Source organism: Dysgonomonas mossii (genome assembly GCF_004569505.1).
Taxonomy (GTDB): domain Bacteria; phylum Bacteroidota; class Bacteroidia; order Bacteroidales; family Dysgonomonadaceae; genus Dysgonomonas.
The window spans coordinates 1,156,871-1,175,243 of the sequence record NZ_SPPK01000001.1; the positions used below are offsets into that span (position 1 = coordinate 1,156,871).

Below are 18,373 nucleotides of genomic sequence, written 5' to 3' on the forward strand. Positions count from 1 at the left end.
AATAGGCCTATATTCAATAGATTATAGGCCTATGTTATTGGAATTTATTTATTTACGTATAAAAACTAAAATGTAAATATTTTGTCGTTTTTTACCTTTAACAATAAATGTAAAAACAATATCGTCTTTCTTTGAAATGTATAATTTACAATATTCTTAACCGTTCAATTACTTGAAAAAGTTTCTAAAAGTTAAAGACAATTCAAGTTTTAATTTAAATCAATTACTGATGCATCATCACCATCAGAGACTGAAATGAAATATTTGTTTTTAGCTGGAACTTCAAATGCTATTACTCCTTTTTTTACAATATTTGGATTGCACTCATCAAAGTATATACCATTTCCTGATGCAGCTAAATCAAGATTCAGGCTATTTGATGCCGCATATATAGCACCCTTCTCATCGATAAGATCAAAATAATTATATTCAATAACTGCTTGATTATTTGAAGTGTTTTGATATGTGATGTAAACCAACAAGACAAGAGTTCTATCCTTATTTTTTCTGTCATAGGCAATCTTCGTTATTGTAAATTTAAATTTTCCTGTAATAACAGATTCATTTATCTTAGGTAAAACAATGCTTTTGGATGAAATTTCTTTATTGGTGGTTGATGCATTTTCAGAATTCGTAGATTGCTCTATATCTGATAATTTCTCTGTATCTCTCTTTGGGTTGTCTCCATTAATCAAAATCACAAAAACTAATATTATAATTAAACCTAAAGTCACAAATAAACACCCAATGTTTAATGCTTTTCTTTTACTTTCTAGTTTATTATCACTTGTCTTTTTCATAATAATTTATTAGAGTATCGTTTTTTGACTCCGATTTTAAGTGTATTATCTCAGATTCTCTTTTCTTTCATTTCTTTTATATATAGTTTTTAACTACTTCTTTTATTTCATTGGCATATTGGTATATATCATCTAAAGAAGATATATTGTGCCTTGTTTCCTTTTTTTCTTTATCAAAAGTTACGATGTATTTATTTGTAGGTGAGTTAAAATACAATCGGACTATAGGTTTTCGATTATTATTATCAAATATTATTGCAAAGTAAGTTTGAGCATCCCTATATGTTATTCTCGATACATTTACAACTTCTCGAAGTATAGCCTTAATCAACATGAAGCCTTCTAATTCTTCTTCTGTAGTAACTATACCATTGTTTTTATCTTCAACAATTAGTGATTCTGGTTGTTCGGGTTGCTCTTCTTGGGCAACTTCTGTTTTTAAAGCCGTTTTCAGACGATCTGAAATAATATCACTAATTAAACCTGAAATAGATTTTTTGACTAGAGATGTAAATTGTTCTAATAGCTTAGGGGTGATAACACCATCATAAACCTGTTTTGCAAATAATTTAACAAACTCAGGGCTCGGATTTGAGAATTCGTTGTTAATAACCATTTTCAACTGACTTGTGTATTTTAATTCACTTGCAGAGCTCAATATATTATCAACATCAAAATATGTTTTATGGAATTTTTTTAATTCCTCGACTGTGTTACTTTTGAGATCAAATAAATTGATTTCAAGAAATGGCTTCTCGTCCATTTTATTAGGAGTTTCAAGGTCTGTATAGAACTTGTAGACTATTCCATTAGTCAATAACCCGAATTTAGCATTTGATACATGGAAGTAACGCAACAACTGATTGTCATGTAATGTCAGATCTTGCTTCCAGTGCTTGCACTCTACTAAAACGACAGGCTGATTATCTCTGAATATAGCATAATCTATCTTTTCTCCCTTCTTAGTTCCTATATCACAAGTAAACTCTGGCATTACTTCTAATGGATTGAACACATCATAACCCATTGCTTGAAGAAAAGGCATAATTAAAGCATTTTTAGTTGCTTCTTCTGTTTGGAGGCTGTCTTTTAGTTTTTCGGCTCTGTCTGAAAGCTGTTTGATTTGATCTTTGAAGTCCATGGTATCATTTGTTTAAAATTAATCTTAAAAATGAGCTATTAGATGTTTTGTTCTAAATTAAAATAGTTTTCTCATTTTGTTTAAGTCTATAATAAAATCAATATATTCTGAAAATAGATTTAAGGAATGTCAAGAAGTCTGATCCGAGTCTAAAGCTTTGATTAATTATTTACTTGATAAATTGAATTATCTATAAAAATAATTCAAATCAAATGGATTTTACCAATTAACCTTTCACTTATAAAGAATTAATTTTTTAGGATTAACAATGTCTTCATGTTTGGATCTTGATGATATAACCTTTTTATATCAAGGTGTTTAGTCCTTTTTCAAAAGTAGATAAAAGGAAAATATAAATCAAATAAATTTAAGAAAAATTTATTTAAAATAAACATTTTGGCGCTAGTACCCGAAACTAAAAAAGAGTCAGAGGGATTCTATAAATATTTATTTACAAAATATGAAGTGAAAAAGGAGTAGCATAATTTCTTCGTGAAGTAAATAGAATAGACTTTAATAAAAGATTCAATTCCTCTTCCCTTTAAATAAATTATTTAAGATACAATAAACTAGAAAGGCAAGGTAGGATACCACCACTACACTCAGCATAACCAAATTAACAGCATTAATATCCATAGCATAAATTTTTTTTGTTTACTCAAATGTATTATATGATTATTTCATTTCGATTAAAATTTTATTAAGTATTTGCTAAATAATTATTTATGAGGGAGCTGTGAATTTTACTTTCGCATGCAACTTTTAATAGAAGACAATCATCTATATATTATAAAGAGAAGTAGTAACCCTTATATATATTATAATGAAAAACATAAGCTCGTATTTTAAATTATGTCTTGTGCTGGTCTGTTTATTATTTGTAGCATGCTCGGATGATAACAGCATACAGAATTTTCCGGGTGGAACTTCTGCTCAATTATTGCCGGTAAAAATCTCCGGAGAAAAGAATGGTGGTCAGAAAGTGTTCGTATACGACTATTACAATCGCCTTATAAGTTGTAGTTATTTTTCTAAATTAGATAAGAATCTATCTAAGATCAGCGAACTTAAAATACAATACGATGCATTGGGGCGTGTAGATAAAGCTACACAGGAATCCTCAGAAGGCGAAAGTTATACTTATACAATAACTTATGAGGGATCACATATAGTAGTGCAAGATAAATACTATACACGATACATTGACATTGATACAAAAGGCAGGGTGTTGAAAATGAAGCAATATTATGCAAATAACAGAGATGCATCGATAGAATATAATTACCAATACGATCAGAAGGGTAATTTGATAAAGAACGACTTTAGCAACAATTATTATTCATACACCTATGATGTTCATAATGGTATATATAGCTCTGTGAATACACCTCAGTGGTTTTTGGTGACTATGCTGGACGCTACTCTTATTTATAATAATTATACTCAAATACAAGTATCTTTTTTAGATGAGAATGGAAAAGAGCAAACACCTACCACCTTTAAAATAACCCATACTTACAATGAAAATGGATATCCGGTTAAATATCATGTTCCTAATATGACGTTTTGTGGAACGCCACCCTTACCGGAAAGTGATTTTAGAGTGGAATACCAAGAAGCCAAGGTTATGGGGGTATATTTTTAATTTTAATTTATTCTTTAATTATACAAGGACAACATTTGTTGTCCTTTTTTATTAAGGGAATATCTTATATTGTTATAGAGAACGTTGTTTTAGTACTCCAGAAGAATCTGATGACTGTTTCTCTTAAATAAATTGATACTTTTGTCTTGTTTAAATGAAAAATCTATGGATATTTTAAGGTCTGTTTGTATATTTATTCTTGCCGGTATATGCGAAATTGGTGGTGGATATCTTATTTGGTTATCAATAAGAGAAGACAAGCCTCTATGGTATGGAATTCTTGGTGGAGCTATTATGATCGCATACGGTATAGTTGCTACTTTTCAGGAGTCTAATTTCGCAAAAGTTTATGCAACGTATGGCGGCTTTTTCATCGTTTTGTCTCTTCTTTGGGCATTTGTGTTTGATAAATATATTCCTACTAAATATGATATTATCGGAGCACTGGTTGCATTGATCGGTGTTTGTATTATCTATTATTCTCCTCGCGAATAATAAATGCTAGTCGATTATTGTATTCTTTTTGTTGTTGGCTAAAAGAATACACGCTATTTAGATATAAAAGTAAAAATGATAACTATTCCGGGTCAGTATTAAACTTCCATTCTTTGTTTACAAAATCAAACACAATTGATAATTCCGATACAGAGGGGAGTTTTAGAAACTTATATTGAGTAATTATAGCTATTCTTGCTCCTTGTAATTTTGATACATTCTCATTCCATTCCGAAATTTTATTGAAGTAGGTATTTACACTTTCAATATCGGAAGAGGATATCGCTTTGTTAATATCATTTACTAAATCTGCAATATTAAGATTATTATAAGACTCGTTAAGTTTCTTATAATTTTCCATATAACTATCTTGAATTTCTTTTACGTCCATAGCATTGAGTGTTTTGTGTATTAAACCTGTTATATGATATAAAGTTAAGTAAAATAAATACAAATAGATAAGATAGAAGGTGGATATTTTACCTTGTTTTAAATGATTCTTTCAGCAAATGCTATTACATGCCCATCGGGATCTGCGAAATAGCATGCTCTGTCTCCCCAATTTCTTTCAATAATGGGACTTATTAGTTTTGCTCCACTATTAATTGCATTATCAAACTCCAATTTAATATCCTCAACATACAGGTACAGTTCACATCTGGGGATTCCATTGCCATCCTGAGGGTGGGGGAGTTGATTTGCTAATATTCTGGCGATTCCGTTGTTAGGCATTAAGCCTAATTTGCAATGGTCGGATAAATTAAATTCTGTCATTCCGGGGACATTAAGATCCGAAGCTTGGCGAAATATCTTTTCATAAAATAAACTGCTTCTTTCTTGATTATCTACAAACAGAATTGTTTGAGCGAGTTTAATGTGCTTCATGATTTTGACTTTATATTGTCATTTTTTTCTGGACGAGACAAATAATTAAAAAACCTCTGAAACTTTATAAGAGATCAGAGGCTTTTAAGTTTAATATCTATATTGTATTATTTCACTTCCCATACATCCTGTTTCATCAGGTAATCTGTAAGCTTACGAACCGGATTTTTAGCTTGTACTTCTTTTACTTGCTCTTCTATACCTTGATCGTACGTAGGCTCTTCCACATCACGAATAACACCTAGTGCTAAAGGTAAGCCATTTTGAGGAGACATCAATCCTAGTTTTAGGTGTAATGTATCATCCTTCGTAGTAGCGTCATGTACCAAAACATCATCGATTGTATAACCATTCTGACCGATAATTACATCCTTGATTTGCCAGCCGTCAATTACTAATCCTTTATCTTTGTTTGCACCGAACAGCATCTTTTCTCCATGTTTCAACAAGATTGTACGTTCGGCTCTCCATGCTCTGTCTACAACATTATCGTGGATTGCATCGTTGAATATTACACAGTTTTGCAATATCTCTACAACAGAAGTGCCTTTATGCTTTGCCGATAAAGTCAAAACTTCAGTCGTGTTAGCTAAATCGACATCTATACAACGAGCAAAAAAGGTTCCACGTGCTCCCAGTGCTAATTCTACAGGGTGGAATGGATCTTCTACCGTCCCAAAAGGAGAAGACTTAGAAACAAATCCTCTGTCAGATGTTGGTGAGAATTGCCCCTTTGTTAAGCCGTAAATTTTATTGTTTAGTAGCAAAATGTTAATATCCACATTGCGACGCACTGCATGTATAAAGTGGTTACCTCCGATCGCCAGGCAGTCGCCATCACCGGTAGCAAGCCAAACGGATAGCTCAGGTTTTGCTGTTTTTACTCCTGTCGCAATGGCAGCCCCACGTCCGTGAATGGTATGGAACCCGTATGTGTTCATATAGTAAGGCAGGCGAGAAGAGCATCCGATACCTGATATAACAGCTGTTTTATGAGGCTCTATACCCAACTCAGCCATTGCTTTGTGCAAGCAATTGAGAAGAGCATGGTCTCCGCATCCCGGACACCAACGTACATACTGATCGCTTTTATAATCTTTAGCCTGATGAGAAGAGGCCATTTTTAAATTTACATCTATCATAATTTTACTCTCCTAACTTCTTTGTGAATGCTTCAATCAATTCAGAAACAGCGAATGGCTGTCCTTCCACTTTGTTGTAACGTGATACTTGCAATCCGGGGATTTTGTCCACCAAATAGCCTGCGAATTGACCGTTGTTTAACTCTGCAACAATAATATTTTTAAATTTACGGAGTATCGACTCTGTATTCTTAGGTAATGGACTAATAAATCGGAAATGAGCTAAAGCCACTTTATGTCCGAGGATATTCATTTTTTCAACTGCTTCTCGCAAATGTCCGTATGTTCCACCCCATCCGATAACCAGTAATTCTGCATCTTCTCCGCCAATGAGCTCTAGTTGAGGGATTATATCCGCTACTTTATCTACTTTTTGTTGTCTGATATCAGTCATTTTTTGATGGTTAGCTGCGTCGGTAGAGATGGCTCCGGTTTTAAAGTCTTTTTCAAGTCCACCAATACGATGTGTATATCCTTCTAAGCCTGCTTCAGCCCAGTAGCGAACCATTGTTTCATCATTACGTAACGCACTATTCCATTCGTTGCCTGTGTATTGCGATACGTCATGCGGAGTTATTGTCGGATATTGGTCTAAATCTGGAATGCGCCATGCCGAAGAACCGTTTGCTATATAACCATCTGTTAACAGGATCACAGGCATAACACGCTCTAATGCGATCTTAGATGCCCAATAGGCCATATCAAAGCAATCTGTAGGACTAGCTGCTGCCAGTACCACAATAGGACTTTCTCCGTTGCGACCATATAGAGCTTGTCTGAGGTCGGTTTGTTCGGTTTTAGTTGGCAGGCCTGTAGATGGGCCTCCTCGTTGAACATCGATAACAATAAGTGGCAATTCAGCCATTACAGCCAATCCTATAGCTTCACCTTTGAGGGCTAAACCCGGTCCGGATGTAGATGTAACTGCTAAGTTACCTGCAAAACTGGCGCCTATAGCCGTACATACACCGGCTATTTCATCTTCTACCTGAATTGCTTTAACTCCTAGCTGTTTAAATTTAACAAGTTCTTGCAAAATATCTGTCGCCGGAGTAATGGGGTATGAGCCCAAGAACAGCGGTTTACCAGAATTTTCGGAAGCAGCAATCAGTCCATATGCTGTTGCTGTATTTCCATTAATATCTATATAGTATCCTTTGTCAATATTTACAGTCTCTACCCTATATGAAGAGATAGACATATTGGTATTATGTCCGTAATTAAATCCATCGGCTAGTACTTTAAGGTTTGCTTCGACCAAAACCGGTTTCTTTGCAAATTTGTTAGAAAGTATATGGTTAGCTACATCCAATGGACGATTAAATAACCAGCATACAAGTCCTAATGCAAACATATTTTTACTTCTGACACGAGATTTCATATCCATTTCCATACCTTCGAGGCTACTCTTAGTTAGAGTTGTTATCGGTACGGAGATTATCTGCTGTGTTGTCAGTCCTAATTCTGTAAATGGATCTTCGGTAGCAAATAGAGCTTTTTCCAAATCACGTTTGCCGAAAGAGTCTGTATCGATAATTATAACAGAATCTTTTTTCAATGATTTGGCGTTTACTTTCAAAGCAGCAGGGTTCATTGCAACCAAAACATCAGACATATCGCCTGAGTTGTAAATTTGATTACCTAAATGTACTTGAAAGCCTGAAACTCCATACAGAGTACCTTGAGGTGCTCTGATTTCTGCAGGAAAATCGGGGAATGTAGCTATCTGATTTCCAAAGATAGCAGAGAGGTTTGAGAAAATGGTTCCGGTTAACTGCATACCATCTCCCGAATCGCCAGAAAAACGTACGACTATGTCTTTTACGTCCTTAATTTTTACTGTGTTTTGCATTACTTACTTTAATAACAGATAGTATTTATTTAATCTTAAACAAAGGAAAAAAGTATTCATGAATAAACAAACTTATTTATATGAAAAATATCAAAATAATACTACTTTGTTGATAAAACTTTTCTATGTTCGGATAGGCTAAACTAATAGAGTTCTTATATTTAAAAATAAATTACGTTTTTCTATATTTTTTAGAGAAAAAGCATAGTTGGATTTCTTTTTTTATGTCATTCAACAAATTGAGAACAATACTCAACAGCCTTTTTTACATCTTCAATATTTTTGAAATCAAGATTTGATTCCTTTAGTTGCTCTTTTATCTCAAGCTCATGCTTTTTAAATATTTTTGCTAAAGAGTCAAAAGAGTTGAATTTCTGGAATTTTCCTTTTATTTTTAAAAAATATGAATTTTTAGGTTGCTTTACAACGTCTTTACCTAATACCAAATCAGGGGTGTGACCATTGAAGTCCTGATTTATATTTTTCATTTCAGTAGAGGAGTTGTTGACAGACCTCATACCATAAGCTCCTGTTTTTCCTTTAGATATAAAACTAGAGTACCATTTTATATATAATGGTAAGGTTTCTGAATTAAGTTTTACTTTTTCATAAAACTCATCGTTTTTTATATGTTCAAAGACTCGGTCATTGATATTAATAAACGATATAAGGGAGGGGTTCGCTAGCTCCATAATGACGTTATTATCTCCCATAAATACCATTTTCCCTGTAAATATATTATAATTGAAGGAGGCTGTAGTTGTGCTTCCCTTCTTGTATATTACTTTTCCTTTCTCAAATTTTTCAAATAGAAATTTAGAATCCGAGTCATCTTGTGCATATGACAACATCGGCAGAAGTATCAGGCATAGAATTGTAAAATGTTTATTTTTCATCGATATGGCTGGTTTAAATTAATAATATGAATATTACACATCCTATATACATAATCAGTTCAGGATGTATACAAAGGTGATTGTCTCGAGAAAACTGTAAGCTCAGCTTTTTATTTCTTGTTCCTTCCACTCTTCATATCCTCCATCAATGCTATATACATCAGAGAATCCTTGTTGCGATAAAAAATCTGCCGCTAGTTGGCTACTGTTACCATGGTAACAAATAACTAATACCGGAGTATCTTTCTCGGTCTCGGATAGAAATTTCGGCAGCGATGATTGGGTAAGGTTTATTGCTTGGTCATCATGAGAAAGGCTAAAACTTAGCTCATCTCTGATATCTACAAGTACTGCGTGATTCTCAACCAATAATGCTTTAGCTTGAGAGGGATTGATATGTTTAAATGCCATAATAGTCTACTTCTTTAATTTTATATATACTATTATAACAAAACTATACGGATGTTGTTTGTTTATCCTGCTTCAGGCACAATAATCCAATAGCAGTTAGCAGCCCGTTAAGTAATAATATTTCATATCCTACTGTGTAAGAAAATAACCTTAGGGAAAGGAATTCAATGAGATAGCTTAATGCCGGTGCAAGTATGCATATGTATGGCACATACTTGTCTCGTATGCTAACTTTTGAGAAAAGACCGAAGAAAAATAATCCTAACAATGGTCCATAGGTATATGATGCTACTTTGTAAATAGTATCCAATACGTTTTCTTGATGAATAGAATTTATGATAAGGATTACCAGTAAAAATGCCAAACTCACAAGTTGATGTACTCTTTTTCTTATTTTCTTTGCTTGCTCTTCATTATCTCGTTTGATATTAAGGATATCTATACATACAGATGTTGTTAATGCAGTTAATGCCGAGTCTGCACTGGAGAAGGCGGCGGCAATTATACCGATCGTGAAAAATATAAGTACGGGAAAACCTAAATATTCGGTTGCCATAACAGGCAATATCTGATCGGAATGTTGGGGCAGGGTGATATTAAATTGGCTTGCAAACAATATAAGTAAGACACCCAAAGATAAAAATAACAGATTGATGGGGATAAAAGCAAATCCGTATGTTACCATGTTCTTTTGTGCATCTTTCAGACTCTTGCATGTTAAGTTCTTCTGCATCATATCCTGATCAAGTCCTGTCATTACAATTGTAATGAATACTCCGCTAAGGAATTGTTTGAAAAAGTTTTGACGGGAAGCCCAATCGTCAAAAACAAATATGCGAGAATGTTCGTTGTTGCTAATCACATTTACTGCTTGTGATATATCTAAGTCCATCTTTGATGCAACCTGCCATATTATGAGTATAACACCCAGTATCAGAGATGAAGTTTGTAGTGTGTCTGTCCATATAATGGTCTTGATGCCACTGCGGAATGTATATGCCCAGATGAGTAGGATGATGCCGGTAACCGTAACAAAGAATGGTATATGCCATTGATCGAAAACAAGTGTTTGCAATATGATAGCTACTAGGTATAGGCGTGCGGCAGCTCCGATGATTTTAGATAAGATAAAAAAAGAAGCTCCTGTTTTATATGAATAAAAACCAAAGCGCTTCTCTAAATAACCATATATGGTCGTGAGATTTAGCTTGTAATAGAGGGGGAGTAATATGAAGGCTACGATGAAATATCCAATGGTGAAACCAAACACCATTTGCATGTATGTCATATCAAATTTACCAACCATTCCCGGAACAGATACAAAAGTTACTCCGGAGATAGATGTGCCAACCATCGCTATGGCAACTACAAACCAGGGAGATTGCCTATTCCCTAAAAAGAATGCTTCATTATCACTGCTTTTTTTACTTACAAAATGAGAAATAACCAATAGCGTCGTAAAATAGACTGCAATAATAACAAGTATGTATATCCCCATAAGATGATTAGCTATATATTCTTTATATATTCCTGTAAAACGATTCTATGTAGACAGTATTGTTTACAAAGCCAATGTCAGTCATCTTTATATTTGCCAATGTAGAAAAATACAATTAGAAGTGACAATTTGGCATAGGCTTATGTCTGAATCAATTATTTAGGTCTTGCTTAAAGTAATTAAGCAGGGCTAAAGGTAAGAAATAAAGAAGTTGAAAATAATTCGTTGAATATATTTTTTTGAAAATGATTATTTATAAACAAGTAAGTATGATAAAGGCTTATGTTATTATGTGCTGAGTATTTCCTGATTTAACCTCTTTTGCTAGACCTTTTTCAACGTTAATGATATGCTATATTATTTGGAATAAAAAGGCACTGTTTGATTATAAATCAGACAAAAAGTCGGCCCCAATTGTTAAAATAATAATAAAGGATTTTTACTCGGTTAAAAGTGTTAAAAAATAATCTTATCTTGCATCAAGTGTACAGTTTTTGTATTTAAATTTGAAAATAAATTGAACGACAATAATCAGTTATTAAACAATTAAAGATACTTGCATATGAAAAAGATTTGGAAAAATATTTCAACCTATGCTTTGGTTGCATTAGTGAGTATAGGTGCTACTTATGGTATGTATACCTTTATGGATCATCGTAGAGGATATAGTTCAGCCGACTTTTATAATTATGGGGGAGAGTTTAATCAGAAAGGAGTTCATCTGGCCAGTTTGACCGCCGAAGGATACCCTGATTTTACGAAGGCGGCTGAGAATTCGGTACATGCTGTAGTGCATATAAAATCAACCGTAAAATCACAGGCTCCTGCGCAGGGGCGTCAAAGGGCAATCGATCCATTCGAATACTTTTTCGGATTTGGTGATAGAGGTCAGGATTTTGGTACCCCCCAGCCTAGTGTAGGCTTTGGTTCTGGTGTTATTATCTCAAAGGATGGTTACATTGTTACTAACAATCACGTTATAGACAAGGCAAATGAGATAGAAGTAACATTAAATGACAATAGAAAGTTTACGGCTAAACTAATCGGTACAGACCCGCAGACAGATATCGCCTTGCTGAAAATAGAAGGGAATGAATTTGCATATATACCATTTGGCAATTCAGATAACCTGAAAGTCGGAGAATGGGTATTGGCAGTAGGAAATCCTTTTAATCTGACATCTACAGTAACCGCCGGGATTGTAAGCGCTAAAGGTCGTGGTGGCATTGGTGCAAATAGTGGAGACATCCAGTCGTTTATACAGACAGATGCTGCTATTAACAGAGGAAACAGTGGTGGTGCGCTTGTAAATACAAACGGAGAACTAGTCGGTATCAACACTGCCATCTATTCACAAACTGGTGACTTTGCCGGATATGGTTTTGCTGTTCCGATCTCTATCGCAGGAAAAGTTGTGGCAGATATAAAAGAATATGGTACTGTGCAACGTGCTGTGTTGGGTGTTATGATTCAAGATATCTCTGTAGCGAAAGAGGCTAATCCGGACAAGACAAAAGGTCTTAAAGCAAATGAAGGTGCTTATGTTGGTGGTTTTGCAGAAATGAGTCCGGCCAAACAAGCAGGATTAGAAGAAGGTGATGTGATTACAGCTATCAATGGCGTGAAGGTTAAGGGAGTGAGTGAACTTCAAGATCAGGTAAACAGGTTCCGTCCGGGAGATAAGGTGAAAGTAGATATAATCCGTGGAAGCTCTACTAAGACCTACGATGTTACACTCAAAAACAGTTCGGGCAATACATCTGTAGTCAAAAAAGGTGACGGTATAGCTGCTGTAGGTGCTGCGTTTAAAGAACTGTCGGCAGACAAGAAGAAAGACCTGGGCGTAAGCTATGGTGTTGAAGTAGCAGGTGTTGATAATGGTGGCAAATTCTACAAAGAAGGGATAAGCAAAGGTTTTATTATTCAGAAGATAAATAATCAACCTGTATCATCTCCAAGTCAGGTAGAAAACATTATTACATCAACAGCAGGAAGTCAGGATAAAGTATTGTTCATATCCGGGATAACCCCATCCGGTGCAAGGAAATATTATGCGGTAGATCTTAGCGAATAAGTATCATATTCGTATTAAAATATAAATAACGCTTAAGTTCAAAACAATAATGTTACTTAAGCGTTATTTATATGTATAAACTTTATAAAGTACAAAATAATTATTCTGTTTAATAAGTATTATTTAAGTCATTCAACAATAAAACCAGACTGTTGATGGTGGCTATCTAGTATTTTTTTACTATATTTGCAAACATTTTTGGGGTATTTTATTATACATATCTGTATATGAGGCAGTTAAAGATTACAAAGTCAATTACTAATCGCGAGAGCGCGTCATTAGACAAGTATTTACAAGAAATTGGTCGTGAAGATCTAATTACGGTTGAGGAGGAAGTAGAGTTAGCACAGGCTATTAAAAAAGGTGACCGTGCAGCACTCGAAAAACTTACTAGAGCCAATCTTAGATTCGTGGTATCTGTTGCAAAACAATACCAAAATCAAGGATTAAGTTTGCCCGACCTAATTAATGAGGGAAATTTGGGACTAATCAAAGCTGCGGAAAAATTCGACGAAACCAGAGGGTTTAAATTTATCAGTTATGCGGTATGGTGGATTCGCCAATCTATATTGCAAGCTTTAGCGGAACAATCGCGTATCGTACGCCTTCCGCTCAATCAGGTAGGCTCGCTGAATAAGATCAGCAAGGCATTCTCTAAGTTTGAGCAGGAAAACGAACGCAAGCCATCGGCAGAAGAGCTAGCAGAGCAATTAGATATACCGGTTGATAAAATCGCCGATTCGCTGAAAGTCTCAGGACGACACATTTCGATGGATGCTCCTTTTGTTGAAGGAGAGGACAACAGCCTGTTAGATGTACTTGTAAATGATGACGCCCCAATTGCAGACCGTAAGTTGATAAACGAATCGCTCCAGCAGGAGATCGAACGTGCATTATCAACATTGACAGAAAGAGAAAGTGAGATTATCAAAATGTTCTTCGGTATTGGGTATCAAGAAATGACCCTTGAAGAAATTGGTGATAAGTTTCAATTGACACGTGAGCGTGTACGTCAAATCAAGGAGAAAGCAATTAAGCGTTTAAGACAAAATTCGAGAAGCAAATTATTGAAAAGTTACCTAGGCTAAAAATAAATAGTCGGGTATTAAAAATTATAAAGGGAATTAGTTTTACTAATTCCCTTTTTTCTTTTTTTGTCAAACCAAATTAGAATTTCTTTTTTAGAAATTCCATTTAAGTGGCTCGAAATAAGCCTGTGGGTGAAGACAAGCTGGACAGGTCTTGGGTGCTACCTTGCTTTTGATTACAAATCCACAGTTGCGGCATTGCCAGTCGATAGCTTCTTCACGAGAGAAAACGCCATTGCTTTGTACACGAGCCAATAGCGCTTTGTAACGGTCTTCGTGCATGTTTTCTACTTTGGCTATCATTCGGTACATTACTGCAATTTCTTTGAATCCCTCTTTCTCTGCTATTTCAGCAAATGCAGGATAATCAATAGCCCATTCTTCATGTTCTCCGGCTGCTGCTTCAATTAAATTTTCTTCGGTAGTACCAACTTTTCCGGCAGGATACATGGCTGTTATTTCAACCATACCGCCTTCTAGAAATTTAAACATACGTTTTGCATGTTCTTTTTCCTGATCTGCTGTTTCGAGGAATATTGCTGCTATTTGCTCATATCCTTCTTTCTTCGCAGTGCTTGCAAACATTGTGTAACGCATTCTTGCCTGTGATTCTCCGGCAAAAGATTTGAGTAGGCATTTTTCTGTTTCTGTGCCTTTAATACTTTTTTCCATAACCTTGATGATAGTTTAAAAAAAATGATTTTTACAAATTTAATATTTAAAATCCTTTTCTAAGAAAGAATTCAAATGATTTTATACCTTTGTGCCCTGAAAATTGAACTTCAAGACTTGTTATTACATAATTGGAAGAAGCGAGTATAAGTGCTTAGTCTAAATATTGTAATTTCAGAATATTAGATTTTTTATGTATTTTATAGCAAATAATAAATCACATTAATCCATTCCTCGTTTGTTATGAAAAAAGATTTCCTAAAAGACTTTACCCCTCAGTTATTTATTTCCTTAAGAACATATAGTAAAGAAAAATTTATAAACGACCTGATGTCAGGCCTTATAGTAGGGATTGTTGCCCTGCCTCTTGCTTTGGCTTTTGGTATAGCATCGGGTGTTACTCCCGAAAAGGGTATTATAACCGCCATTATTGCCGGATTTATTATATCGTTCATGGGTGGAAGCCGGGTACAGATTGGAGGTCCTACAGGAGCTTTTATCGTTATTGTATATGGAGTTGTTCAAACGCATGGTATCAAGGGACTTATTATTGCAACTATTATCTCGGGTGTTATACTCGTACTTTTAGGCGTGTTTAAACTGGGGAAGATTATAAAATTCATACCATATCCTATTATTGTAGGTTTTACAAGCGGTATCGCCGTTACTATATTTACAACCCAGATAGCAGATGTTTTCGGATTGAACTTTGGCGGTGAAAAACTACCCGGAGATTTTATCGGAAAATGGATAATGTATTTTAAATATTTTGGAACGATCAACTGGTGGAATACACTTATCAGTATAGCCAGTATTTTTATAATTGTGATCACTCCCCGCATTGTGAAAAAGATACCCGGATCGCTCGTCGCAATTTTGATAATAACAGTAGTTGTATATCTATTAAAAACGTATGCCGGCATAGAAGTGATAGATACTATTGGGGATCGCTTCAGAATCAAGGCTGAGATTCCCGATGCAGAAATTCCGGTCATTAATATGGCTGCAATTATAGATTTGTTGCCCGTTGCCATCACTATAGCAATGCTTGGTGCGATAGAATCTCTTTTGTCGGCAACGGTTGCAGATGGTGTGATCGGAGGGGAGAAGCATAATTCTAATACTGAACTTATAGCGCAGGGAATGGCAAATATAGTGACACCTTTGTTTGGCGGTATACCTGCAACAGGAGCTATAGCTCGTACTATGACCAATATTAACAACGGAGGACGAACTCCTATTGCCGGGATCGTACATGCAGTGGTGTTGTTACTAATTTTGCTTTTGTTTATGCCGTTGGCTCAATACATTCCTATGGCTTGTCTTGCCGGAATACTTGTCATTGTATCATATAATATGAGTGAGTGGCGTACATTTAAAGCTCTTTTGAAAAATCAGAAATCCGATATTGCCGTATTATTGATTACATTTTTCCTGACGGTAATATTTGACCTTACAGTAGCGATAGAAGTTGGACTACTATTAGCTGTTGTCTTATTCTTGAAGCGAATAAATGAGGTTACGCAAGTGTCTGTTATAAAAGACCAACTAGACTTGACGGATGAAAGTGAGTTTACTCAAAATGAAGAGATCTTATCATTGCCCGAGGGTGTTGAAGTATATGAAATAGATGGGCCGTTTTTCTTTGGTATAGCCAATAAGTTTGATGAAAGTATGCGCGAGATTGGCGAAAGCTCCAAAATAAGAATTATTCGGATGCGTTTAGTTCCATTTATAGATTCTACAGGATTACATAACCTGACCAGTTTGTGCAGAAAATCGATGAAAGACGGAATACAAGTTGTATTGTCTGGAGTAAGGCCGGAAGTGCATGCTATGATAGAAAAGTCGGAAATTCCGAATATGATAGGAGAGATTAATATTTGCGATAACATAAACCTGGCTATTGCGAGAGCAAAAGAGATACTCGAAAATGAAGATTAGAGCATCCAAAGCTCAACATATCATCAGAGGGTAAGGTATATTGTTTAATTGATTAAGTTACGCACGATGTATAAATGTATTATGAGTTAATCATAGTATCTTTACATAATGAAAGTATTACTGACCACGCTCAATGCTAAATATATACATACTTCGCTAGCTCTACGATGGTTGTATGTAGCCAACAAAGATAAATTCGATATCTCGTTTAAGGAATATGTAATAAAAGAAGAGATAACTACAATTGTAGACGATCTTTTATTACAGAACCCTGATGTCATTGGTCTCAGCGTATATATCTGGAATGTGGAAAAGGTGAAACTTTTGATTGATTTGATCAAAGAAAAAAGTCCACAAACCATTGTAATCGTAGGAGGCCCCGAGGTTACTTATGAGCCTGATTATTTTGTGGAAAATTGGAATGTCGATTATCTGATTAGCGGGGAAGGTGAATTTGTACTAGGTGAATTACTTACGGCTATAAGCACTAAAAGTAAGCCTATTATAGATGGTGTGTCGAAAAGAGGATCGGTAAGTAAGATTGTTGCTAAAGCTGATTTGGAGAAACTGGCATCTTTACCCTCTCCATACCAACTGGAAGAAGATAAGGAAAATATGAAAAACAGATTACTGTATTTCGAAACATCTCGAGGCTGTCCTTATCAATGTCAATACTGCTTGTCTTCACTCGAAAAAGGAGTCCGTTATTTCCCCAAGCATCATATTGTAGATAATCTATCTTATTTTATCCGGAGTAACGCCAAACAAATCAAGTTTCTTGATCGTACCTTTAATCTGAATAAGGAACATACACGATTTGTATTTGATTTTTTGATTGATCATTACCGCCCGGGTTTAAGCTGCCAGTTTGAAATATATGCCGACTTGCTGACTGACGAATCAATAAATTACCTCAATAAAAACTTACCGGAAAACTATTTCAGATTTGAGATTGGTATTCAATCTACTTACGAACCTACTAATATTGCAGTAAGGCGTAAGCAGAATTTTGAATTGCTGGCAGGCAATATACAAAAGCTGATGGGTGGCGGTAGAATAGATTTGCACTTAGACCTTATCGCCGGATTGCCATACGAGACTTATGAGCGATTTGTAAAGTCGTTTAATGATGTATTTTGTCTGAAGGCGAAAGAATTGCAGCTTGGCTTTCTAAAGATGCTGAGAGGTACATCTCTTAGACGTAATGCTGATAAATATGGATACAAATACAGCCTTATAGCTCCATACGAAATAGAGTCGAATAATGATATTACCCACGAAGAGCTGGAACGTATACATGATGCCGAGCATGCTCTCGAGAAATATTGGAATAGCGGGAAATTTAGCCGTACCATGCAAGTGTTGACCGATAGGTATTATAAAGATCGTTACTTCGAGCTTTTTGATGAAATCGGGCAGTATTATAATTTACATAATCTTCCTCATCATGGTTATCGGTTAGAAGATATATTTTTGTTTTTGCACAACTTCTTATTATCCCGAGGCATTGATTTGTTTACAGAGTTAAGAACAGACTATTACTGTAACTTTAAGATACGTCCGCACGGATTTTGGGACGATAAAATAGAAAAACGAGAAAGAAAGCAGCTGCTGTATCAAATAGGGAATGACAAACCATTTTTACAAAAATACGGATTGAATAGAAAAATCATAGAAAAGCAAGCCGCTATTGATATTGTAGAAAATAGTGACAATGAATATTTATTGACTGTTTTTCTTCAGAAGGATAATAGTGTAGAGCATTTGTTTCTCTCCTATACATTTAAAGAATAATATTATCTTATTGATAGATATTGTTCTTTGACATGA

Annotated in this window: 16 protein-coding genes; 6 read left to right on the forward strand and 10 right to left on the reverse strand. The window is 35.0% G+C overall.

What is annotated here, in order from left to right; all coding sequences use genetic code 11:
• Window positions 1-209 precede the first annotated feature (209 nt).
• Both E4T88_RS04900 and E4T88_RS04905 read right to left on the reverse strand, forming a co-directional pair.
• Window positions 210-800: a DUF4352 domain-containing protein gene (locus tag E4T88_RS04900; RefSeq protein WP_135104337.1), complete on the reverse strand. Its 591-nt coding sequence runs from the start codon at window positions 798-800 to the stop codon at window positions 210-212.
• Between the two features lie 76 nt (window positions 801-876).
• Window positions 877-1,941, reverse strand: a complete 1,065-nt coding sequence (locus E4T88_RS04905) for a type I restriction endonuclease (protein WP_135104338.1) — start codon at window positions 1,939-1,941, stop codon at window positions 877-879.
• Window positions 1,942-2,764: 823 nt separating this feature from the next.
• Here E4T88_RS04905 and E4T88_RS04910 point away from each other — a divergent pair.
• Entirely contained in the window at window positions 2,765-3,586 is an 822-nt protein-coding gene (locus E4T88_RS04910) for a hypothetical protein (protein WP_135104339.1), read from the forward strand.
• A 165-nt stretch (window positions 3,587-3,751) separates the two neighbouring features.
• On the forward strand, window positions 3,752-4,081 hold the full coding sequence (locus tag E4T88_RS04915) for a YnfA family protein (RefSeq protein WP_135104340.1): 330 nt from the start codon (window positions 3,752-3,754) through the stop codon (window positions 4,079-4,081).
• Between the two features lie 82 nt (window positions 4,082-4,163).
• Here E4T88_RS04915 and E4T88_RS04920 read toward each other — a convergent pair whose 3' ends face one another.
• The 7 genes from E4T88_RS04920 to E4T88_RS04950 all read right to left on the reverse strand — a co-directional run bounded on the left by E4T88_RS04920 (window position 4,164) and on the right by E4T88_RS04950 (window position 10,765).
• Window positions 4,164-4,472, reverse strand: a complete 309-nt coding sequence (locus E4T88_RS04920) for a hypothetical protein (protein ID WP_135104341.1) — start codon at window positions 4,470-4,472, stop codon at window positions 4,164-4,166.
• A 98-nt stretch (window positions 4,473-4,570) separates the two neighbouring features.
• Window positions 4,571-4,966: a VOC family protein gene (locus E4T88_RS04925; protein WP_135104342.1), complete on the reverse strand. Its 396-nt coding sequence runs from the start codon at window positions 4,964-4,966 to the stop codon at window positions 4,571-4,573.
• Window positions 4,967-5,073: 107 nt separating this feature from the next.
• The gene (locus tag E4T88_RS04930) at window positions 5,074-6,108 is read right to left on the reverse strand and encodes a 2-oxoacid:ferredoxin oxidoreductase subunit beta (protein WP_135104343.1); all 1,035 of its coding nucleotides are present in this window, start codon (window positions 6,106-6,108) and stop codon (window positions 5,074-5,076) included.
• 4 nt (window positions 6,109-6,112) lie between these two features.
• Window positions 6,113-7,960 carry a 2-oxoacid:acceptor oxidoreductase subunit alpha gene (locus tag E4T88_RS04935; RefSeq protein WP_135104344.1) on the reverse strand — a complete coding sequence of 616 codons (1,848 nt, stop codon included), beginning with the start codon at window positions 7,958-7,960 and terminating at the stop codon, window positions 6,113-6,115.
• Window positions 7,961-8,187: 227 nt separating this feature from the next.
• Window positions 8,188-8,856 carry a hypothetical protein gene (locus E4T88_RS04940; RefSeq protein WP_135104345.1) on the reverse strand — a complete coding sequence of 223 codons (669 nt, stop codon included), beginning with the start codon at window positions 8,854-8,856 and terminating at the stop codon, window positions 8,188-8,190.
• A 102-nt stretch (window positions 8,857-8,958) separates the two neighbouring features.
• Window positions 8,959-9,267: a thiosulfate sulfurtransferase GlpE gene (gene glpE / locus E4T88_RS04945; RefSeq protein WP_135104346.1), complete on the reverse strand. Its 309-nt coding sequence runs from the start codon at window positions 9,265-9,267 to the stop codon at window positions 8,959-8,961.
• A gap of 43 nt (window positions 9,268-9,310) precedes the next feature.
• The gene (locus E4T88_RS04950; protein WP_135104347.1) at window positions 9,311-10,765 is read right to left on the reverse strand and encodes a sodium:solute symporter; all 1,455 of its coding nucleotides are present in this window, start codon (window positions 10,763-10,765) and stop codon (window positions 9,311-9,313) included.
• A gap of 562 nt (window positions 10,766-11,327) precedes the next feature.
• Between E4T88_RS04950 and E4T88_RS04955 the strand changes: the two genes are divergently transcribed.
• Together E4T88_RS04955 and E4T88_RS04960 are read left to right on the forward strand one after the other, a co-directional pair.
• The gene (locus E4T88_RS04955; protein WP_135104348.1) at window positions 11,328-12,839 is read left to right on the forward strand and encodes a Do family serine endopeptidase; all 1,512 of its coding nucleotides are present in this window, start codon (window positions 11,328-11,330) and stop codon (window positions 12,837-12,839) included.
• 227 nt (window positions 12,840-13,066) lie between these two features.
• A complete protein-coding gene (locus E4T88_RS04960; protein ID WP_006843542.1) occupies window positions 13,067-13,927 on the forward strand; it encodes a sigma-70 family RNA polymerase sigma factor in 861 nt (286 codons plus the stop codon).
• A gap of 93 nt (window positions 13,928-14,020) precedes the next feature.
• Here the strand turns inward: E4T88_RS04960 and rbr are convergent, their stop codons facing one another.
• The gene (rbr, locus tag E4T88_RS04965; protein WP_006843541.1) at window positions 14,021-14,599 is read right to left on the reverse strand and encodes a rubrerythrin; all 579 of its coding nucleotides are present in this window, start codon (window positions 14,597-14,599) and stop codon (window positions 14,021-14,023) included.
• Window positions 14,600-14,842: 243 nt separating this feature from the next.
• On the opposite strand from rbr, the gene E4T88_RS04970 reads away from it, so the two are divergent.
• Complete coding sequence (locus E4T88_RS04970; RefSeq protein ID WP_135104349.1) at window positions 14,843-16,543, forward strand: SulP family inorganic anion transporter; 1,701 nt, start codon at window positions 14,843-14,845, stop codon at window positions 16,541-16,543.
• A 108-nt stretch (window positions 16,544-16,651) separates the two neighbouring features.
• Window positions 16,652-18,337: a B12-binding domain-containing radical SAM protein gene (locus E4T88_RS04975; RefSeq protein WP_135104350.1), complete on the forward strand. Its 1,686-nt coding sequence runs from the start codon at window positions 16,652-16,654 to the stop codon at window positions 18,335-18,337.
• Window positions 18,338-18,373 lie beyond the last annotated feature (36 nt).